Source organism: Ureibacillus sp. FSL W8-0352 (genome assembly GCF_038004345.1).
In the GTDB taxonomy this organism is placed as follows: domain Bacteria; phylum Bacillota; class Bacilli; order Bacillales_A; family Planococcaceae; genus Ureibacillus; species Ureibacillus thermosphaericus.
Map to the genome: position 1 here is coordinate 971,612 of NZ_JBBOQT010000001.1, position 21,101 is coordinate 992,712.

The following is a 21,101-nucleotide window of genomic DNA, read 5'->3' on the forward strand; positions in this document are numbered from 1 at the left end:
TAATAAAAAACAAAAACTCCTCCATCAAAAATGGAGGAGTTTGAAGCGTGACGAATCCCGAAGATGCCGTAGTGCGTCATTAACACCGTTTTGAACCCGCTATCTCGCAGGTGGGTGCCCTCACTGACTTTTTAAACGTCCCCTATACTTTTGGCGTTCTGATGGGGCATGTTTGCCAAGTCAAAATATTGAGCTCCCTTTTTATTGTTGTTCGGTCAAAACTGTTAATATGGCATTCACAAACACTTCAGGATTCGTGTTGGTATTATCATAACATTAGTTGAAGTAAATTTCAATGAATATAGATTAAATTGTGTTAATTTTTTGTTTATTTTAATTAGAATTTGATTTTTTGCGTGCAAAAAACAAAAGAAAAATCAAATCCATTTATATTTTTAATATGAAAGGGCCTAGAAAGTCGAAATCTTTCCAGAACCCCTCACTCTTCATAATCATGGTTTTTTATAAATCTTTGTTCCTGAGATAGTCAAAACAAGTTTCACTATTCTCATCATAATTTATCTGTAACTTAGCGTGGAAGACAGTAACAAAGTAGCCGTCTAAAAATGACTTTTCAGACGGCCCCTTTTCTATGCTTATTTATTAAATACATTCACTTTTAAATGTAATTCTTCTAGTTGTTTTGGTGAAACTTCGCTTGGCGCATCAGTCAGCAAGCAACTTGCAGTAGCAGTTTTAGGGAATGCAATCGTATCTCTCAAGTTGTTGCGACCTGCTAAAATCATCACTAAACGGTCTAATCCCATCGCAATTCCACCATGAGGCGGCACACCGTATTCGAACGCTTCAAGTAAGAAACCGAATTGTTCTTTTGCTTGTTCCTCTGTAAATCCAAGAAGTTTGAACATTTTTTCTTGTAAATCTCTCTCATAAATACGTAATGAACCGCCGCCTAATTCATAACCGTTTAACACGATATCATAAGCTTGTGCTCGAACTTGATCTGGATTTGTATCCATTAATTCAATATCCTCATCAAATGGACGAGTGAACGGATGGTGAGCAGCAGTATAGCGTTTTTCATCTTCGTCCCACTCAAGTAATGGCCAATCTGTAACCCAAAGGAAAGCAAATTGTGATTCATCGATTATGCCTAACTCTTTTCCTAGTTTATTGCGCAATGCACCAAGAGAAGCGGCAACAATAGAAGCATCATCTGCTCCGAACAATAATAAGTCTCCAGGTTCAGCACCAGTCGCATTTTTGATATCTTCTACAATTTGACCTTCAAAGAATTTCGCGATCGGACCAGTGAAACCTTCTTCCGTCACTTTAATCCAAGCTAATCCTTTCGCACCGTAAATCGCCACAAATTCTGTCAATGCATCAATATCTTTACGAGTAAACTTGTCGTTTGCCCCTTTAACATTGATTGCTTTTACAACGCCGCCTTTTTCAACCGCGCTCGTAAATACTTTGAAGTTGCTATCTTTTACAATGTCCGTAAGGTTGATTAATTCTAAGCCAAAGCGCACATCTGGTTTATCGGAACCAAAACGATCCATCGCTTCTTGGTAAGAGATGCGTGGGAATGGAGTTTGCACTTCAATTCCTTTTACTTCTTTCATGACAGCAGCTAACATGCGTTCTGTCATATCGATAATTTCATCCATGGACATGAAAGATGTTTCAATATCCACCTGAGTAAATTCTGGTTGACGGTCAGCACGCAAATCTTCGTCACGGAAGCAGCGAGCGATTTGGAAGTATTTTTCGAATCCTGCCACCATCAATAATTGTTTGAATAATTGTGGTGATTGCGGCAATGCATAGAATTCTCCTTCATGCACGCGAGATGGGACTAAATAGTCTCGTGCACCTTCTGGAGTAGATTTTGTTAAAATTGGCGTTTCCACTTCCAAGAAACCGTCATTTTGCAAGAAGTTACGGATTGTACGCGTTACATCAGAGCGTAATTTAAATGTGTTATACATAACAGGACGTCTTAAATCTAAGTAACGGTATTTTAAACGTACATCTTCATTGATGTCGACATAATCCTCAATGGCAAAAGGAGGTGTTTTAGATGTATTAATAATTTTAATATCCGTTGCGACAACTTCTATTTTACCAGTTTCGATGTTTGGATTTACTTGGCTTGGATCACGAAGTACAACTTTTCCTTCTACTTCGACTACAAATTCGCTTCGAATTTTATCTGCAATTTCGCGGGCTTGTGGCGCTTCATCACCAAATACAACTTGTACAATACCAGTGCGGTCACGAACATCTACGAAAATTAAACTTCCTAAATCTCTACGACGTTGTACCCAACCTTTTAAAACGACTTGTTGTCCATGATGTTCTTCTCTTAATACTCCACAATGATGTGTTCTTTGAGCCATTTTCTATTCCTCCAATTTTTTAATCTATAGAAAGATGTTGTTTCAGATAATTTACGATTTCATTGATTTCTACTTTTTCTTGGTTTCCTGTTTCCATTTGTTTCACAACTACAACTCCCTCTTCAAGCTCCGTTTCACCGATAATCACGACAAATTTCGCTTGAAGACGGTCAGCAGATTTCATCTGAGCCTTCATTTTACGCATCAAATAATCCATATCTGCAGAAATGCCTTTTAAACGGAAAGAGCTAATTAATTCCACAGCTTTTAATTTAGCCTCATCACCAAGGGCAATGACATAAACATCAAGCGCGTCATCTAACTCTAATTCAACCCCTTCTGCTTCTAAAGCAAGGAGCAATCTTTCAATCGATAAGGCAAATCCAATACCTGGAACATCTGGGCCGCCAATTTCTTCTACTAGCCCATTATATCTTCCACCACCGCAAAGAGTTGTTATTGCTCCAAAGCCTTCTGCAGTGCTCATTATTTCAAAGGCTGTGTGAGTATAATAATCTAAACCACGAACAAGATTTGGATCTACTTCATATTCGATTCCTAGAACTTCTAAATATTTCTTCACTTGTTCAAAATATTCTCTTGATGTCGGTGTTAAGTAATCCGTTAATTTAGGAGCTGTTTGCATAAGCGAGTGTTCGCGGTCTACTTTACAGTCTAAAATGCGTAGTGGATTTTTTTCCAAACGATTTTTACAATCATCACAAAACTCATGAATGTGCGGTTTGAAATGATTGATTAGTGCTGATCTATGAGTATCTCTCGTTTCTTTATCCCCTAAAGAATTAATCACTAATTTTAAATCTTTTAAACCTACTGTTTGGTAAATGTCCATTGCAAAAGCAATGACTTCTGCATCGATAGCAGGGTCAGCACTACCAATCGCTTCAACACCAAACTGAACGAATTGACGGTATCTTCCAGCTTGTTGACGCTCATAGCGGAACATTGGACCCATGTAGGAAAGTTTAATTGGTTGATCAGGTGCTCCATACATCTTATGTTCGACATAGGCACGAACCGTAGAAGCAGTTCCTTCTGGACGCAACGTTAATGAACGGCCACCACGGTCTTCAAATGTGTACATTTCCTTCTGAACAATATCCGTTGTGTCCCCTACACTTCGTTGAAATAACTCCGTATGTTCAAAAATAGGTGTGCGAATTTCTTTATATCGATAAACGCGAGCTAATTCTCGTAAAATGGATTCAATTTTTTGCCATTTAGGTGTGTTTTCAGGCAAAATATCTTGTGTGCCTCTAGGTACTTTAAAAGCCATTTCCTATCTCCTTTCTATAAACAAATTTTGGAACAAAAAAATGCTCTCATCCCTTATAACAAGGGACGAAAGCATATCACTTCCGCGGTTCCACCCTAGTTGATGTGTATGAACACACCCACCTCATAACGGATAACGGCCGTTTCCGTTTTTCCCTACTTAAATTTCAGGAAAAAGCCTCCCAAGTGTTCTTCGCAAATACCTTCTGTAGGAAAGATTGCAGCCAAGTCTTTCCCTCTCTGAACATACAGTAAATGCTACTCTCTTGTTCAAAGGCTATCGACACATTTTCACATTAATTTTAATCATAATTGTGCAACGAAAAGTTGTCAACTATTTTCAAAAAAGTATAGATTTATACATGGATAACATTTTACAATAAATAAAGAGATTTTCACATTATTTGTTATTTGAAAGTTGGATGTTTATGAAGCGCAATATACTTATTCTTTGTATAGTAATACTCATTTCTTGTATAACTACATATTTTTCAGGCTTCGTATTAGCCAACAATGAAGAATCTCGCATTGTTTTTGCGGAAAAATTGCATTTGAGAGAAGGTCCTGGTTTGTCGTTCGATATTATCGATACCCTTGAAAAAAACAAAAGATTGAAGGTATTGGATCGTCAAGGGGATTGGCTATATGTAGAGGTTAATGAGAAAAAAGGATGGGTCGCATCCTGGCTAACTCAATCAGAACAAATAAATAACGTCGAAAAATATGCTATCGCCCAAGTTAATCAATTAAATATTCGTTTGGAGCCGTCACTTTCTGCTCCTGTACTAGGTCAGTTACATACTGGAGAGCAAGTGGTGGTATTAAATGAAAGGAATGAGTGGGTTCAAATCCAGCATCAACAATTGACGGGATGGGTTTCATCCGAATTTATCACGATGAATGAAGGTACTATCGATGAATTAAATAACACGGTGAGTGAAAAAACCGAATCGGCTGAAATAAAGGAATCAAATCATTTTACAATCATTGTCGATGCTGTAATCGTAAGACAAAAACCAAACTTAAAATCGAAAAAATTGGGCATTGCGAAAAAAGGAGAACAATTCGCAATTCTAGCTCGAGACCACCATTGGATTCAAATCGATTTTAATGGAAAGAAAGGTTGGATTTATAGCTTTTACGGCACATTCGACAATTCTTCGATAGAGGAAGAAAAAGAAGAACAAACCATTACAATTATCTACAATGGGACAAATATTCGAAAAGAACCCACAACTTCATCGGACGTAATCATGAACGTTCAAGCTGGAGAACAATTTAATATCATTAATAAGGAACATGATTGGTATAAAATTCAACTTTCTGAAGATGCAACAGGTTATGTAGCAAGTTGGGTAGTTTCGACAAACGAACAATCCGTAAAACAAGATAAGAAAGATAATCGAAAGAAAGGCACTCTTAATGGCGTAACCATTGTGCTTGACCCCGGTCATGGAGGAAATGACCAGGGAACTGCTGGTCTAAGGAACACAATTGAAAAAGAAATTACATTAAAAACGGCAGAACTGTTAAAAACTAAATTGCAGCAAGCAGGAGCAGAAGTTTACTTAACAAGGGAATCTGATGTGTATGTGGGTCTACATAAGCGTGTATCACTCGCCCACCAACTTGCCGCGGATGCGTTTATAAGCATCCACTATGACGCAACTGAAGATCGGACAATCTCAGGTTTTACAACATATTATTTCCACTCTTATCAAGAGTCTCTTGCACAATTTGTTCATGATGGATTATCAGATCAGATCAAATTGCGGGATCGTGGCGTGCAACAAGGGAACTATTTAGTATTACGAGAAAATAAACAAAATGCGATATTAGTAGAATTAGGTTATTTAAGTAATCCAAGTGAGGAAAAACTGATTAATACTGACCTTTTCCGTGAACAAGCAACAATGGGCATTTATGAAGGGGTACTCCAATATTTTGATGCACAGCTAAAATAAAAAATTGGCTTTCTAGAAAGTTCAATCTTTCTAGAAAGCCAATTTATTTTATTTCGATTCCAAAATAATTGTAACTGGACCATCATTCACAAGGGATACATCCATCATGGCTCCAAAAATGCCTGTTTCAACTTTTAAACCTTGTTCACGTAAGGCATCATTAAAGGCATTCCATAAAGGCTCTGCTTGCTCAGGTCGAGCTGCTTCTACAAAGCTTGGTCTTCTCCCTTTCTTCGTATCTGCATATAACGTAAATTGAGAAACAGATAAAATATCTCCGCCATGCTCTTTAATTGAGTGATTCATTTTTCCCTCTTCATCTTCAAAGAGGCGAATCTCTGCTACTTTTTTTGCTAAATATCTCACATCTTCTATCGTGTCTGTATGCGTTATACCAACTAATAAAACATATCCTTTGTCAATTTTTCCCGTTACTTTTCCATTAACTGTTACTTTTGCTTCTTTACTACGTTGCAAGACCACTCTCATCGACAAACACACCTCAAACCAACTAATTAATAACCCGCTGTACGGAATAAATATCTGGCATTTGTTTAATTTTCTCTACAACTTTGTGTAATACAGAAATATTTGTAATAGCTATTGTTAAATGAAGCGTTGCAATTTTATCATGAGCAGCACGACCAGAAACAGCTAAAATATTCACTTTCGTCTCTGTAACCGCATGCATAACATCGTTTAATATTCCTGGGCGATCAAATGCAGATATTTCGATATCAACAGGATATTCTTTCTTCCCTTGTGCTTCACTATGCTCCCATTCCACTTCAATTAGGCGATCTTCTCCACCTGTTTGAACATTAGGACAGTCTATACGATGAACAGATACACCTCTACCCTTTGTAATAAATCCAACAATCTCATCTCCAGGAACTGGCGTACAGCAACGAGAAAGTCGAATTAACAAATTATCGATGCCTTTTACAATAACACCTAATTCACCATTCTGTTTCTTTTGTTTCGGGTTTTGCATTTCTTTTTGAATTTTTTCAAGAGCTTCTTCTTGCTCTCTCTCTCTCCGCTTTTTCTCAGCGAGGCGGTTCACCACTTGTTGAGGTGTAATTCCTCCTACACCTACTGCTGCATATAAATCTTCTTCATTTGTGAAATTTAATTTGTTCAAAACCCGTTGAATATTTTCTTCTGAAAGCACTTCTTTTACATCAAATTCTTGTGCTTTAATTTCTTTTTCAATTAAATCTTTTCCTTTGAGAACATTTTCTTCACGCAAGTGCTTTTTGAAGAATTGTTTAATTTTATTTCTCGCTTGAGAACTTTGAGCAATTTTTAACCAGTCTCTACTTGGCCCAAAAGATTGTTTAGAAGTTAAAATTTCAACAATATCCCCTGTTTTTAGTGGTGTATCAAGCGGTACCATTTTCCCATTCACTTTGGCACCAATTGTTCGATTTCCGACCTCAGTGTGCACTCGATAAGCAAAATCAATTGGAACACTTCCTGCAGGTAATTCAATAACGTCTCCGTTTGGTGTAAACACATAAACCATATCGGAGAATAAATCTAGCTTCAGCGATTCCATAAACTCTTCTGCGTTGGAAGATTCGTTTTGGAATTCTAAAATTTCGCGGAACCAAGTTAATTTTTGATCGATGCTTTCCTTACTTGGATTCAGTGATTTGCCTTCTTTATATGCCCAGTGTGCAGCAATCCCGTATTCTGCAATTTTGTGCATTTCCTTCGTACGAATTTGCACTTCCAATGGGTCGCCATAAGGGCCGATGACTGTTGTATGAAGGGATTGATACAAGTTTTGTTTCGGCATAGCGATATAATCTTTAAAGCGACCAGGCATTGGTTTCCAAAGTGTATGTACGATTCCTAGTACCGCATAACAATCTTTGATGCTATCTACAATGATGCGTACAGCCAATAAATCATAAATCTCATTAAACTGTTTATTTTGTAAAACCATTTTCCGATAAATACTATATATATGCTTTGGACGACCATAGATTTCTGCATCAATTTCAACTTGATTTAATTGAGAGCGAATTTCGCCCATTACATTTTCTAAATACGCTTCCCGTTCCGTACGCTTTCTTTTCATTAAACTTACAATTCGATAGTATTGTTGAGGATTTAAGTAGCGAAGAGCCGTATCTTCCAATTCCCATTTCACCTTAGAAATTCCTAGGCGATGGGCAAGGGGAGCGAAAATTTCTAACGTTTCTTTCGCAATTCGACGTTGCTTTTCTGTAGATAAGTGTTTTAACGTACGCATATTGTGAAGGCGGTCGGCAAGTTTAATTAAAATCACACGAATGTCCTGTGCCATCGCAACAAACATTTTTCGATGATTTTCCGCTTGTTGCTCTTCCTTCGATAAATACTTAATTTTTCCTAGTTTTGTAACACCGTCTACAAGCAAAGCTACTTCTTCACCAAACTCGGCTACTAAATCTTCCCGAGTAACAGAGGTATCTTCCACTACATCGTGAAGAAATCCTGCAGCTACTGTTTGTGGATCCATTTGAAGGTCCGCTAAAATTCCAGCAACTTGAATTGGGTGAATAATATATGGTTCCCCTGACTTTCGGGTTTGTTCTTTATGTGCTTCTTTTGCCACTTCATAAGCTTTTTTCACAAATTCGACGTGCTCATCATTCATATAAGTTTTTACTTTCGAAAATACATCTTCGGGCGTCAAAATTTGCTCCTTCGCCATGATTTGTCCACCTTCAAAAATTTTTCTGTTTTATATATAAAACTAATTGTAAAAAAGTATAAATAAAATGTAAAGCCAAGTCTTATCATATTGCGTTTATCTAACAAAATAATATACCATTGTCAGATGAAAAATATTTTTAAAAAAAAATTTTTGCTTATTAAAGTAAAAGAATCCGCACAGTTATTCAAAGTGCGAATTCTTTTTGGGAAATCAATATTGAAGCAATGTTTTGATCGGGTAATTTCCAATTTTTTCGCGGCCATTTAATTCTGTTAGTTCAATAATGAATGCACAACCAACAACGGTACCACCAAGTTTTTCAACTAATTGAATTGTAGCATCCACCGTACCACCTGTTGCTAGTAAGTCGTCAATAATTAACACTTTTTGTCCTGGGGAAATTGCATCTTTATGCATAGCAAGTACATTCGTACCATATTCTAATGCATATTCAACACTAACTACTTCTCTCGGCAATTTTCCTGGTTTACGCACCGGAGCGAATCCAATACCTAATGCATACGCAACAGGACATCCGATAATAAATCCACGTGCTTCTGGCCCAACGATAATATCTGCTCCCACTTCTTTTGCAAATTCAACAATTTGATCAACCGCATATTTAAATGCTTCACCGTTATCCATTAACGGCGTAATATCTTTAAAACTAATTCCTTCTTTTGGAAAGTTTTGTACAATTGCAATATGTTCCCTTAAATCCATTCCATTTTCCTCCTTAGGAATAAGATAATTCCTTCATTCGATTATCAAACCATTGTTTTAACTCTGAATAAGTTGAGTATAAAAATTTTTGTTCCAATTCGATTTGCTGTTGTCGCAATTGATATGTGGTAGCTTCAGTTAAAGAACGTTTACTTGCAAATTCATTGACGGAAAGCAAACCATTTTCTATTGTAACAAAACCGAGCTCAAAAAACACCTTTGTCATAAACTTTATTGTATCCACATTTAAACCAAAATGTTTGGATAGTTGATGAATATGTTCGTTTAAGTTAAAGAATGGGCGATTTTTTAGAAATGTATAGTATTGAGCAAAATGCTTTCGTGTTGGCATGCCATTAAAATATTGGGAATTCGGTGTGTAAAATACCGCATAAATACGTTGCGGTTTTGCAATTTCAATTAGCTTTTCCATTGTATGAATACGTTTTGGTAAATCCAATAATACAATATACGATGAAAGAGAATTGTCAATTTCATCTTCAACTAATTGAATGGATGGTATGACTGCTTGAAAATATTGAATTGTTTCCTCACGAAAAGCAATAAAGGATGATTCTTCAATAGGAATGCTTCCCACCCAATGATTGGCATTTACTTTTCCCCGATAATCAAATAACTGCCACTCAAGTATCTGAACATCCGAAAGTAAAAATTGCGGTTTTTTTCTACCTTGCCATTCATTGATTTGCAAATCACCAACAATGGATAATTTCACGCCATAGGAAATTTCATTGAATAAATAACCTTTGTTAAAACCAACTGCATCAAGAATTCCATATGCATCTTCCAATTCCATTTTTATATGGTTCTCATTTGCACCGATTTTGCGCATTGAACGAATCGAAACTTGTTGTATAGCAAAAATCGGCTTTTCAAATCCAACACCAAATGGTTTCAACTTCTGTAATTCTTCAATTGCTTCAACCGTTACTTCACTTAAATCGATAGGAACATCAATGTATAATGTCGGCGTTAACATTTCATCGGATAAACATGTTGATGCTTGTTGATGAAGTCGTACTCTCAATTCATCGATATGTTCAGCTGAAAGCGTCATACCTGCAGCCATTGGATGTCCGCCAAAATGCGGAAGAATATCCCGATTTTTTGCTAGTTCATTGTATAAATGAAATCCTTCGATGCTGCGTCCTGAACCTTTTGCTAATCCCAATTCTGAATCGATCGATAACACGATTGTCGGTTTATAATATTTCTCTACTAAACGGGAAGCAACAATTCCAATTACCCCCGGATTCCATCCTTCTTTTGCCACGACAAGCACTAAAGAATTGCTAATATCCGAATTATTTTCAATCATTTCTATTGCTTCTTCAGTAATCGAATTGACATACTCTTTTCTCTCATTATTTTTTTCATTTAGCAATTTAGCTCCCATTGTGGCACTTGCTAAATCTTCACTCATTAAAAACTCTACACCGGGTTTTGCATCACCTAGGCGTCCTATAGCATTTAATCGAGGACCAAAATAAAAACCGATAATTTCTTCATCGATTTCATGCTGCTTTACTCCTGATGCTTCACATAAAGCTTGAACCCATGGGTGATTTGACTTTCGCAATTTCTCTAACCCTTTACGAACAATGTATCGATTCTCTCCAGTTAAGGGGACAAGATCTGCGATTGTGCCAAGTGCAACGTGTTCAAACAAATGCTCAGGCACCTCTCCATATAATGCGTGGGCAAGCTTAAAAGCTACGCCTACCCCTGCCAATTCACCAAAAGGATATTTCCCTTCTGGTACCCTCGGATGAATAATGACGTCTGCAGGCGGCAGCTCTTCTCCCGGTTCATGGTGATCTGTAACAATCACATCCATACCAAGCTCTTTTGCTATGCGTATCGGTTCGATGCCGCTAATTCCATTATCGACAGTAATAATCAGTTGGATTCCTTTCTCATGTGCCAATCTGAACAATTCTTCGTTTGGCCCATATCCATGTGTGAAGCGATTCGGAATCTCAAAATCTACATCTGCTCCTAAATCAAGCAATGTATGCAATATGACGGACGTACTCGTAATACCATCTGCATCATAATCTCCATAGATTAATATCTTTTCCCCTCGATGTAATGCTAATTCAATTCGTTCTACCGCTTCTTTCATCCCCGTTAACAAATAAGGATTATGTAGTTGGTCATCTTTCATATGTATAATATTTCTAGCTTCATCTAGTGTCTTCACTCTTGATGCTAATATTTTTGCAGTCAAACTAGAAATATGTAAATTGTTTTGTAATTGTTGAACAAACATTTCATCGGGAATTTGGATCTTCCATTTTTTTGATGATTGTATCATTACCTCACATCCTCACGAAGTCCATTATACCTAAATTTCATAAGTATTGGATAAAAAACTTATATTAATCTAGTAAAGTTTATCTTCCAATAATAAATAAAAGATACTCCCTAAACTAGAGAGTATCTGAAATAGATTATTAAACTACTGGCTCGTCTGAACCCCATTGCTTCTTCTCTTTTTTCTTCACTGTCGTACCTTTTTTGCTCATTTCGCGCACTTTTAGTGTATACCATAGTTGTGCTGCAATACAAATGGAGGAATACATTCCCGTTACTAATCCAATGAGTAAAGCGATTGAGAAATTTCGAATTGCTGGCGCACCAAAAATTAAGAGTGCAACAACAACTATGATTACCGTCAATACTGTATTTACAGAACGTCCCATCGTTTGACGGAGGGATTTATTGATGATTTCGGCAAGTTCTTCTTTCGATTTGATTTCGCCTTTATGGTCGATATTTTCACGAATACGGTCGAAGGTAACAATCGTATCGTTTATGGAATAACCGACAATGGTTAAAATTGCTGCAATGAAAGTTATGTCCACTTCTAAGCGCAATACGCTGAAAATTGCCACCATGAAGAATACATCGTGTAATAGTGAAACAATTGCACCTACACCCATTCTCCATTCGAAACGGAATGCCACATAAATGACAATACCAAGAGCGGCAAAACTTAGAGCGTAAATCGCATTTTTAACGAGTTCACGACCAACTGTTGGAGAAACTGTACTTACATTTGGTTCATGACCGTAGTCTTCCATCACTGCTGATTTTAAATCTAACGTTTCTTGTTGCGTGAAATCTTTTTTATAAGTGGCAACAGCAGTATCTTTATTTTCACCACTTATGACTAATTCATCTGCTGGGAATCCGATTTTCTCTAAATAATCGGCCATTTCTTCTTGGGTAGTCGGCTCATTTGAAAGTATTTCAACTCGCGTACCACTTGAGAAGTCAATGCCTAAGTTTAATTTAAAGATACCAAGCATTACAACCCCGATCAACAAAATAATCATTGAAATAGCATAAAACTTTTTGCGGTTATGAACGAAATCAATGCGATCGAAGTTTGTTGTTAAATCTAATGTTTCTACACCTTCTGAAGCGTCATGAATTTTTGATTTTCGAACGCCATAGAAGAATGGATTATCGAATTTGCCACTCTTAATGAGTAATCCAAGTAATACACGTGATAACCATACTGATGTTAAGAAACTTAATAAAATGGAAATAATTAACGTTGTCGCAAAACCTTTAACTGAGCTTGTACCAAAGTAGAAAAGTACAACCGCAGCTAGTAATGTTGTTAATTGTGCATCTATAATCGCGCTTAGTGATAGTTTAGATCCCATTTGGAATGCTTCTTTTGGTGATTTACCAACACGTATTTCTTCTCGAATACGCTCTGCTGTTAAAATATTCGCGTCCACAGCCATACCAATTCCAAGTACAAGAGCTGCAATACCTGGCAACGTTAATACTGCACCAATTAAATTTTGAATAAGCAGTACTAAATAGGCAAATACCGTTAACGTGATAATCGAAATAAAACCAGGTAATCGATAGTAAAGCAACATAAAGATGAAAATTAATAGAACACCAACAATACTAGCGAATACAGTGCTATTTAAAGCTTGTTCCCCAAACTGAGCGCCCACGGATGTTGCATAAATTTCTGTTAATTTTACAGGAAGTGCCCCCGCATTTAACATACTTGCTAAATTTTTCGTTTCCTCAACAGTAAAATTCCCTGAAATCATAACGTCTGTTGTATTTAAAGTTTCTTTTACAGACGCTGCTGAAATAAATTTCGGATCAGGCTTTGTTGCTTCTTCTTTATATGAGTCTTCTCCTTCAACAAAATCCATCCAAATAACAAGTAAGTTCTGACCTGGTGGCATTTGAGAAATTTTCGAAGTAATGTCTGCAAATTTTTGTGCATCTTTTAACGTCAATGTAACGATTGGTCGATTTTGTTGGTCGAAGGAAGCCGCAGCACCGCCTTCTTTCAAATCAGAACCGTCTAACAGTAAATTATCGTTTACATCACGAAATGTTAAATTCGCCGTACTTGATAACATTTCCCGAGCAGATGATTGATCGTCTATTCCAGCAAGCTGAACACGAATCCGATTCTCACCTTCAACCTGAATACTCGGCTCGCTGACACCGAAAGCATCGATACGCTTTGATAAAGCGGTCGTCGTATCTGCTACGATACTTTGAGTAATTTTTTGCCCTTCTTTTAAGGGTTCAACTTCATACAAAACTTCAAATCCGCCTTGTAAATCAAGTCCAAGTTTTACATCTTTTAATACTCCTTTTACTGTGAAGCCCATCGCACCAAAAAGTACGATTACAGCCAGTACAAAGGAAACGATCCGGCTTTTTGAATTCATTGATAAATCCTCCTTGATGTAATGTACAATAGCTTGTACATACATAAACACGTGCAAGCATATCTTTACAATAATCTCTTGAATTAGTACTCCGAAAATTTTTTCGTGATATTTCCACCAAATGAAGAATAAACTTGGAGTGGATAAGCTCAATCGAAATTATTGCAAAAATATACCTTTCCTTTTCTTATGTAACAAACTAATTATGAAACACGAAAGTCAACCTGTCAAACCGAATCTATACATTTTCTTTGTTATTATTTGTAGGATTTAATAATTCTCTCAATTCTTCTTGATTTACTTCAGAAAACCAATTTGTGCTTTGGAATTGTTGGATTTGCAAATAATTCACGATTTCTGAAGCTTTTAATGAAAAAATTGTTGATACGGCTTCATGAATTCGAATTTCATCCAAATTTTTCTTTCGCCACTTTTTTTGAAGACAATAATTCCAAATTTCTTCAATCGTAATACCTTCATACCCGTTTAAGTTCATTTCTTCTAATTTGCTCTTAAGCACAGGTAAAACTTTTGAAAATAAGCGCTCATGTTCGACCATAGGCAAATCACTCCATCGTTCTGTATTAACTGTTTTTAGGAAAGCATACAAATATTGTAACGAATAATAGAATAATTGAGAAGGGATTGTATGGATGGCATCATTTGTTAGAGGAACTATTTTTCTCACAGTTGTCATTTTTTTGTCAAAACTATTCGGATTTATTTATAGAATGCAATTTATGAGGGTAGCTGGCGAAGAAGCTGTTGGAGTTTATATGACTGCCTATCCAGCGTATATTTTCTTCGTTTCAGTATTACAGCTAGGCATCCCTATTGCTGTAGCGAAAGTAATTGCAGAACTATATGCAAAACGCCAAATTGGACAACTTCATTCCGTCATGAAAACAGCATTTAGATGGTCAATTTTATCCATTATCTTATTTACACCGATTCTTATATTATTTATTCCATATTTGGCAGAAACGCTATTACATAATAAAGGAACAAAAATTACGCTATATATTGCGTTAGGGGCTGTACCAATTATTGTATTTTCCGGTTTAATTCGAGGATACTTACAAGGCATTGCCATCATTTCAGCAACAGCCTGGTCCCAAATAATCGAACAGCTGGTACGCATCGTTTTAATCTCTTTAGCATTGCCATTTTTCGTTGTGCCGGACAACCCTGAATTAACGGCTGCATATGCAATGGCAATTACTGCAGTTGGTGAATTTATTTCGTTTATTTATTTATACATTCATTATTTCATGAAAAAGAAAAAACTAAAAAAATCCTCCTCACAAAAACCATATCCGGCAATGCCTTTACTGCGTATTGCCGTTCCAAGTGCAGGAAGCAGATTGTTTGGCACATTCACATGGTTTTTGGAACCAATCGTCTTTTTGAAGGCTTTAACCATTGCAGGACTGACAGCTGCAGGAGCAACGACTTTGTACGGAATTATTTCTGGTGTACATGTACCGTTATTATTATTCCCTTCTTTTATTCCTAATGCTTTAGCGATCGTTTTAATTCCAGCAGTGAGCGATGCTGTAGCAAGGAGTAATACAAGGTTACTGAATAATCGCATCGGAATAAGTTTACGCCTTTCATCCATCATTGGTGCCTACGCTGCGACATATTTCTTTTTGCACGGTGATGAACTTGCTATGCGGCTCTTTCACTTAGAGGAGAACCGTGGATTTATGAAAATTTTAGCTCCAATTTTCTATTTTTATTATATCCAAAGCCCTCTACACTCCATTTTGCAAGCAATGGATGAAGCAAAACCTGCCATGATGAACTCCATTTATGGCGGAATCGGGAAATTATTCGTCATGTTTGTACTAGCATCTCAACCATTTATTCAAGAATATGGTGCAATTATCGCAATTGGATTTGGTGTATTAGTAACATCTTTTTTACATATGGCAACACTACGGGCGCATAAAATGATTAGTTCCGGTTTCCGATTCTTTGCAATTCCTTATGTGATTTTTATTCTTACTTGTTTTACTCAAAGTTATATTTTCAGTAAAATTTCCTTTAATTTTTGGACAAATAGTGCATTAACCATCATTGTTTTAACAATCTTTCTACTAGTAACAAATCAATTAAAATGGAGCGATTTTCGATTCTTACGTTCCATTCTTATTCGTCGACTTTAATTGAACATGCAGATCATAATTTTCATAACAACAATAAAAAATGTCTTCCGGCTTTTCATAGCCCTTCTTTTTTAAGTTTTCCAACAGCCATTCTCTATCTTTTTCAAGGAATTTTAGGTGCCGATCTATTATATATCCATCAACAATCAGTGGAAAGATGAGCGGGTCATCATCTTTTAAGAAAATCGATAGTCTACCAGACGGTTCAAGAAATGCATATTTAATTTGCTGTACGGAAGGAATGCGTTCTTCACGCATTTGTTGAAATAAATCGTCTAAATTATATCGTTGCTTTCTCATTTCTTCTTGGTTAATAACACCATCTTCCACAATTATCGATGGATCTCCATCAATTAAATCACGGATTTTCTTACTTTTTAATGCAATCAACGAATTTAAATACTGGATGGCGAGCAAAATAAGAATTGGAAAAACATTTTCAAATAACGGTTTATCTAAATCATCTAAAGCAAAAGCAACACATTCAGCAATGAGCACAAATACCACTAAATCCATAATGCTTAGTTCGCCTACTTCCCTTTTACCCATGAGGCGAAAAACGACAAGCACGAGCAAATATAAAAAGACCGTTCTGAAAAGAATTTGTAAATACAGTTCCATCCATCCCACATCCTTTCTTTCCTATTGTTGGCCAAGCGTTCGTCAACTATACAAAAAAAAGGCTGTTCAGAAAGTCAATCACTTTCTGAACAGCCCTACTCCTTACTAGTAATACTCTCTTAAAAACTTTGCTCCTGCGGTGGTCACATCAAAATGTCACCAACCTCGTCGCAAAGGGGGCGTCTTGAAATGACTTTTCAGACGCCCCCTTTTATTCGTTGTCTATGGATTAATCGTTGATAACTCGTCCAATTGCTTGACGCTCAAATTTTAAGCGAGTTTTGCCATCAACTAGAAGATATACAGCAGAATCTTCTAAAGCATCTACTTCACCGTGAAGTCCACCGATTGTTACGACTTTATCTCCACGCTTTAAATTATTTTGCATTTCTTGTGTCGCTTTTTGTCGTTTTTGAGCCGGACGAACTAAAATAAACCACATTGCAACAAACATGATAATGATTGGTAATAAATTATATAATGTTTGCATCCAGTATATCCCCCTTTCTTTCTCTCACCTCATAAGTATAGTATAAAACGAAGGTAAAAATCGATTTTATTTTCTATTTTATAAGAAAAATTTCTTAAATTATTCAAAGTTTGCTTCTTTGCTTAAAAGTTTTTCGCATTTGGTTTATTAAATCCATATTGCTCAAAAAATTCATTGCGGAAATCAAGCAATCGATCTTCTCTAATTGCTTGTCTTACTTGTTCCATCAATCTCAACAAGAAATAAAGATTGTGGTACGTTGTCAGCCTCAATCCAAAAATTTCTCCAGTTCGAATTAAATGACGAATATAAGCTCTTGAGTAATTTTTACATGTATAACAGTCACAGTTTGGATCAAGTGGTCCGAAATCTTTTGCATATTGAGCGTTTTTAATAACTAGACGGCCTTGGGAAGTCATTAGCGTTCCATTTCGAGCAATTCTCGTTGGCAATACGCAATCAAACATATCAATGCCTCGTATTGCTCCTTCAATTAAAGCATCCGGAGAACCTACCCCCATTAAATAGCGTGGTTTATTTTCAGGAAGTAGCGGTGTTGTAAATTCTAACACTCGGTACATCACATCTTTTGGTTCACCTACGGATAATCCACCTACAGCATATCCAGGGAAATCCAATTCTACAAGAGCTTCCGCAGATCGTTTCCTTAAGTCTTCAAATTCTCCACCTTGTACAATGCCAAATAACCCTTGTTCTTTTGGACGTTGGTGCGCTTCTTTGCATCGTTTCGCCCAACGTGTTGTTCGATCCACGCTCTGTAACATATATTCATAAGTTGCTGGATATGGTGGACATTCATCGAACGCCATGATGATGTCCGCCCCTAAATCGTTTTGAATTTGAATGGATTTTTCAGGGCTTAAAAATAACTTATCTCCGTTTAAATGGTTCCTGAAATAAACCCCTTCTTCTTCAATTTTTCGAAGGTCGCTCAACGAAAATACTTGGAATCCACCTGAATCGGTTAATATAGGACGATCCCAATTCATGAATTGGTGCAAGCCGCCTGCTTCTTTTACGATTTCGTTACCAGGTCTGAGCCATAAATGATACGTGTTGGATAAAATAATGCCCGCGCCCATCTCTTTTAACTCTTCAGGTGACATCGTTTTCACCGTAGCTTGGGTTCCAACGGGCATGAATGCTGGTGTTTCAAAGGAACCGTGTGGCGTATGGACAATTCCTAGCCTTGCTCCTGATTGTTTACATGTTTTTATATGTTCATATCGAATTGCAGGTTGTGTCATTTGTAAATTCCTCTCTTCATCTAAAGTATAAACAGTACTTCGATTGTTGAGTGTTATGCTTTTGGCCGAATAAACATCGCATCACCAAAACTGAAGAATCGATATCGTTCTTTAATCGCTTCACTATAGGCATGGAAAATCGTCTCTTTTCCAGCCAATGCACTCACAAGCATTACTAAAGTTGATTTAGGTAAATGGAAATTCGTAATTAAACCATCAATACATTTAAATTCATAGCCTGGATAAATAAATATATCTGTCCATCCTTGTTCCGCTTTGATTTTGCCATCATATTTGGAAGCGACAGTCTCAAGGGTTCTTGTAGATGTAGTACCGACTGCTATGACATTGCCACCTTGTTCTTTCACTCGATTAATCGTTTCAGCAGCACTTTCACTTATGCTATAAAATTCTGAATGCATTTCATGTTCTTCGACTGTTTCACTGCTTACAGGTCTGAATGTTCCAAGACCAACATGAAGGGTAATAAAGACAATTTCAACCCCTTTATTGCGAATTTTTTCAAGAATTTCTTCAGTGAAATGAAGTCCTGCTGTTGGAGCTGCTGCAGAGCCAATTTCTTTTGCATAAACTGTTTGATAACGCTCTCGATCTTCCAATTTTTCATGAATATATGGTGGTAATGGCATTTCACCTAATTTTTCTAACACTTCATAAAAAATGCCCTCGTAACTAAACTCAAATATTCGTCCACCATGATCAAGAACGTCCGTACAAGTCGCACGCAACAATCCATCGCCAAAAGAAATTGTCGTGCCTATTTTTACCCTCTTTGCAGGTTTGACTAATGTCTCCCATCTATTCTTTTCCAATTGTTTTAACAATAAAACTTCGATATGAGCTCCCGTTTCTTCTTTTATGCCAAAAAGTCGAGCCGGCATTACACGGGTATCATTCAATACAAGACAATCACCCGCATTAAGCTCATCTACAATATGAGGAAATTGATGATGTTCAATTTCTTTTGAAAAAGGATTTACGATCAGCAATCTACTTGCTGCACGATCTTTTAGTGGTGTTTGAGCAATCAATTCTTCTGGTAAGTTGAAATCAAATTCTTCAATTTTCATACATAACTTCCTTTTACTTTGTTTCATCGTAATAAGTATAACCAAGATGTTCAAAAGCTAATTTTGTCGCCACACGTCCTCGTGGCGTACGTTGAATAAATCCAATTTGCATTAAATATGGCTCGTACACATCTTCTATCGTGATGCGTTCTTCTCCGATGGAAGCCGCTAATGTATCTAATCCAACGGGTCCACCATTAAATTGTACAATCATACTTCTTAGCAATTTATGGTCGATTTGATCTAAACCGTATCGATCCACTTGAAGTAATTCAAGAGCTTGTTTCGCAAGATCAAGGGTTATCGTTCCATCCCCTATCACTTGTGCATAGTCTCTTACCCGCTTCAACAAGCGATTAGCAATACGAGGAGTTCCGCGGGAACGCCTTGCAATTTCCTCTGCAGCTCTGTCATCAATCTCAACTTCAAACAGTTTACTACTTCTTTTTACAATTTCAATTAATGAATGTTCATCATAATAATCAAGTCTTAATAATACACCAAAACGATCTCGTAAAGGAGCTGATAAAGAACCTACCCTTGTTGTAGCTCCTACTAATGTAAAAGGCGGCAAGTCCAATCGGATAGAGCGGGCGTCATGCCCTTTCCCAACGACGATATCTAGGCAAAAATCTTCCATCGCTGGATACAGCACTTCTTCAATTGCTCGGGAAAGGCGATGAATCTCATCTATAAAGAGGACATCCCCAGGCTCTAGTGAACTAACAATAGCCGCTAAATCTCCTGGTCGTTCAATTGCAGGCCCACTTGTAAGCCGAATGTTTACATCCAGTTCATTTGCGATCACATTAGCTAGAGTCGTTTTTCCCAATCCAGGCGGGCCGTATAGCAACACATGGTCTAACGATTCTTGTCGGAATTTTGCCGCTTCAATAAAGATCTTTAAGTTATCTTTCACTTGATGCTGCCCGATATATTGAGAAAGCCTTTGAGGTCTCAAAGATAATTCAATTTGGTTATCCAATTCATTTGCTTCACTTGAAACGATTCGATTCACTTGCCGCCCTCCTTGTTACTTTGTCGTTAACAAAAGTTTTAATGCATATTTCATATAATTTTCCGTCGTTTGTAAATCTTCCTTTTCACTTAATAAAGGCTTAATTTTCTCTAATTCTTTTCCGGAATATCCGAGTGCATGAAGAGCCAACATTGCTTCTTCTAATTCATGTTGATATGGATTCACACCAAATAGCGGCAGTTCATCTTCAGCAATTGGAAGTTCCACTTGCTCAAGGAGCGAACCAAGTTTCCCTTTTAAATCTAGAATCATTTGTCTAGCAGTCTTCTTCCCGACACCAGGAAATTTTACTAAATACTTTTCATCTTCCATTTCAATGGCTGTAATAACATGCGAAGGATTGCCACTTGCTAGAATTGATAACGCACTCTTTGGACCGATACCGGAAACTTGTATAAGTTTTTTGAATAATTCTCGTTCTTCTAACGTTTTAAAACCATACAATTGCTGAGCATCTTCTCTTACATGCATATGTACAAAAACTCTTTGTTTTTCCTCATTCACACGAAAAGCAAACGGATTCGGAGTGATGATTGCGTATCCAATCCCGCTCTGTTCTAAGACGACATATTCAGGTGTAATGCGCGTCACTTGTCCAATGATATAATCGTACATTT

The 21,101-nt window shown here is 36.9% G+C and carries 16 protein-coding genes, 1 other RNA gene and 1 other annotated feature; of the genes, 2 read left to right on the forward strand and 15 right to left on the reverse strand.

What is annotated here, in order from left to right:
- Window positions 1-50: 50 nt before the first annotated feature.
- The 3 genes from ssrS to hisS all read right to left on the reverse strand — a co-directional run bounded on the left by ssrS (window position 51) and on the right by hisS (window position 3,663).
- Window positions 51-257, reverse strand: a non-coding RNA gene (gene ssrS, locus NST98_RS04880) — 6S RNA.
- Window positions 258-596: 339 nt separating this feature from the next.
- Window positions 597-2,366, reverse strand: coding sequence for an aspartate--tRNA ligase (aspS, locus tag NST98_RS04885; RefSeq protein WP_340714576.1), 1,770 nt, complete (start codon window positions 2,364-2,366; stop codon window positions 597-599).
- Between the two features lie 19 nt (window positions 2,367-2,385).
- Window positions 2,386-3,663 (reverse strand): histidine--tRNA ligase, encoded by a 1,278-nt coding sequence (hisS, locus tag NST98_RS04890; protein WP_340714577.1) that lies wholly within the window; start codon window positions 3,661-3,663, stop codon window positions 2,386-2,388.
- Between the two features lie 58 nt (window positions 3,664-3,721).
- Window positions 3,722-3,945, reverse strand: a binding site (T-box leader).
- A gap of 145 nt (window positions 3,946-4,090) precedes the next feature.
- On the opposite strand from hisS, the gene NST98_RS04895 reads away from it, so the two are divergent.
- Window positions 4,091-5,626, forward strand: a complete 1,536-nt coding sequence (locus tag NST98_RS04895; protein ID WP_340715672.1) for an SH3 domain-containing protein — start codon at window positions 4,091-4,093, stop codon at window positions 5,624-5,626.
- 48 nt (window positions 5,627-5,674) lie between these two features.
- Here NST98_RS04895 and dtd read toward each other — a convergent pair whose 3' ends face one another.
- The 6 genes from dtd to NST98_RS04925 all read right to left on the reverse strand — a co-directional run bounded on the left by dtd (window position 5,675) and on the right by NST98_RS04925 (window position 14,501).
- On the reverse strand, window positions 5,675-6,115 hold the full coding sequence (gene dtd / locus NST98_RS04900) for a D-aminoacyl-tRNA deacylase (RefSeq protein WP_096551329.1): 441 nt from the start codon (window positions 6,113-6,115) through the stop codon (window positions 5,675-5,677).
- A 22-nt stretch (window positions 6,116-6,137) separates the two neighbouring features.
- Entirely contained in the window at window positions 6,138-8,333 is a 2,196-nt protein-coding gene (locus NST98_RS04905; RefSeq protein WP_340705365.1) for a RelA/SpoT family protein, read from the reverse strand.
- A gap of 213 nt (window positions 8,334-8,546) precedes the next feature.
- Window positions 8,547-9,059, reverse strand: coding sequence for an adenine phosphoribosyltransferase (locus NST98_RS04910; protein ID WP_340714578.1), 513 nt, complete (start codon window positions 9,057-9,059; stop codon window positions 8,547-8,549).
- Between the two features lie 13 nt (window positions 9,060-9,072).
- Window positions 9,073-11,397: a single-stranded-DNA-specific exonuclease RecJ gene (recJ, locus tag NST98_RS04915; RefSeq protein ID WP_340714579.1), complete on the reverse strand. Its 2,325-nt coding sequence runs from the start codon at window positions 11,395-11,397 to the stop codon at window positions 9,073-9,075.
- 139 nt (window positions 11,398-11,536) lie between these two features.
- A complete protein-coding gene (secDF, locus tag NST98_RS04920; protein WP_340714580.1) occupies window positions 11,537-13,804 on the reverse strand; it encodes a protein translocase subunit SecDF in 2,268 nt (755 codons plus the stop codon).
- Between the two features lie 238 nt (window positions 13,805-14,042).
- Entirely contained in the window at window positions 14,043-14,501 is a 459-nt protein-coding gene (locus NST98_RS04925; RefSeq protein WP_340714581.1) for a post-transcriptional regulator, read from the reverse strand.
- Between NST98_RS04925 and NST98_RS04930 the strand changes: the two genes are divergently transcribed.
- A complete protein-coding gene (locus tag NST98_RS04930) occupies window positions 14,458-15,975 on the forward strand; it encodes a putative polysaccharide biosynthesis protein (protein ID WP_340714582.1) in 1,518 nt (505 codons plus the stop codon). The two genes, NST98_RS04925 and NST98_RS04930, sit on opposite strands and share 44 nt — an antisense overlap.
- On the opposite strand, the gene NST98_RS04935 is transcribed toward NST98_RS04930, so the two are convergent.
- The 6 genes from NST98_RS04935 to ruvA form a co-directional block, all read right to left on the reverse strand.
- Window positions 15,946-16,596, reverse strand: a complete 651-nt coding sequence (locus tag NST98_RS04935) for a DUF421 domain-containing protein (RefSeq protein WP_340714583.1) — start codon at window positions 16,594-16,596, stop codon at window positions 15,946-15,948. The two genes, NST98_RS04930 and NST98_RS04935, sit on opposite strands and share 30 nt — an antisense overlap.
- Before the next feature lie 229 nt (window positions 16,597-16,825).
- On the reverse strand, window positions 16,826-17,086 hold the full coding sequence (gene yajC, locus NST98_RS04940) for a preprotein translocase subunit YajC (RefSeq protein WP_016838393.1): 261 nt from the start codon (window positions 17,084-17,086) through the stop codon (window positions 16,826-16,828).
- A 122-nt stretch (window positions 17,087-17,208) separates the two neighbouring features.
- Window positions 17,209-18,354, reverse strand: a complete 1,146-nt coding sequence (gene tgt, locus NST98_RS04945; RefSeq protein WP_340436531.1) for a tRNA guanosine(34) transglycosylase Tgt — start codon at window positions 18,352-18,354, stop codon at window positions 17,209-17,211.
- Window positions 18,355-18,407: 53 nt separating this feature from the next.
- Window positions 18,408-19,445 (reverse strand): tRNA preQ1(34) S-adenosylmethionine ribosyltransferase-isomerase QueA, encoded by a 1,038-nt coding sequence (gene queA / locus NST98_RS04950; protein WP_340705360.1) that lies wholly within the window; start codon window positions 19,443-19,445, stop codon window positions 18,408-18,410.
- Between the two features lie 13 nt (window positions 19,446-19,458).
- Entirely contained in the window at window positions 19,459-20,463 is a 1,005-nt protein-coding gene (gene ruvB / locus NST98_RS04955) for a Holliday junction branch migration DNA helicase RuvB (protein WP_340705359.1), read from the reverse strand.
- A 15-nt stretch (window positions 20,464-20,478) separates the two neighbouring features.
- The gene (gene ruvA / locus NST98_RS04960) at window positions 20,479-21,099 is read right to left on the reverse strand and encodes a Holliday junction branch migration protein RuvA (protein WP_340715673.1); all 621 of its coding nucleotides are present in this window, start codon (window positions 21,097-21,099) and stop codon (window positions 20,479-20,481) included.
- Window positions 21,100-21,101 lie beyond the last annotated feature (2 nt).

Bases quoted from the DNA above. Each gene is read 5' to 3' on its own strand.
- secDF (WP_340714580.1), bottom strand. From the start codon at position 13,804: ATGAATTCAAAAAGCCGGATCGTTTCCTTTGTACTGGCTGTAATCGTA.
- aspS (WP_340714576.1), bottom strand. From the start codon at position 2,366: ATGGCTCAAAGAACACATCATTGTGGAGTATTAAGAGAAGAACATCAT.
- dtd (WP_096551329.1), bottom strand. From the start codon at position 6,115: ATGAGAGTGGTCTTGCAACGTAGTAAAGAAGCAAAAGTAACAGTTAAT.
- NST98_RS04905 (WP_340705365.1), bottom strand. From the start codon at position 8,333: ATGGCGAAGGAGCAAATTTTGACGCCCGAAGATGTATTTTCGAAAGTA.
- NST98_RS04925 (WP_340714581.1), bottom strand. From the start codon at position 14,501: ATGACAACTGTGAGAAAAATAGTTCCTCTAACAAATGATGCCATCCAT.
- NST98_RS04935 (WP_340714583.1), bottom strand. From the start codon at position 16,596: ATGGAACTGTATTTACAAATTCTTTTCAGAACGGTCTTTTTATATTTG.
- NST98_RS04930 (WP_340714582.1), top strand. From the start codon at position 14,458: ATGGCATCATTTGTTAGAGGAACTATTTTTCTCACAGTTGTCATTTTT.
- recJ (WP_340714579.1), bottom strand. From the start codon at position 11,397: ATGATACAATCATCAAAAAAATGGAAGATCCAAATTCCCGATGAAATG.
- queA (WP_340705360.1), bottom strand. From the start codon at position 19,445: ATGAAAATTGAAGAATTTGATTTCAACTTACCAGAAGAATTGATTGCT.
- ruvA (WP_340715673.1), bottom strand. From the start codon at position 21,099: ATGTACGATTATATCATTGGACAAGTGACGCGCATTACACCTGAATAT.
- NST98_RS04895 (WP_340715672.1), top strand. From the start codon at position 4,091: ATGAAGCGCAATATACTTATTCTTTGTATAGTAATACTCATTTCTTGT.
- yajC (WP_016838393.1), bottom strand. From the start codon at position 17,086: ATGCAAACATTATATAATTTATTACCAATCATTATCATGTTTGTTGCA.
- NST98_RS04910 (WP_340714578.1), bottom strand. From the start codon at position 9,059: ATGGATTTAAGGGAACATATTGCAATTGTACAAAACTTTCCAAAAGAA.
- tgt (WP_340436531.1), bottom strand. From the start codon at position 18,354: ATGACACAACCTGCAATTCGATATGAACATATAAAAACATGTAAACAA.
- hisS (WP_340714577.1), bottom strand. From the start codon at position 3,663: ATGGCTTTTAAAGTACCTAGAGGCACACAAGATATTTTGCCTGAAAAC.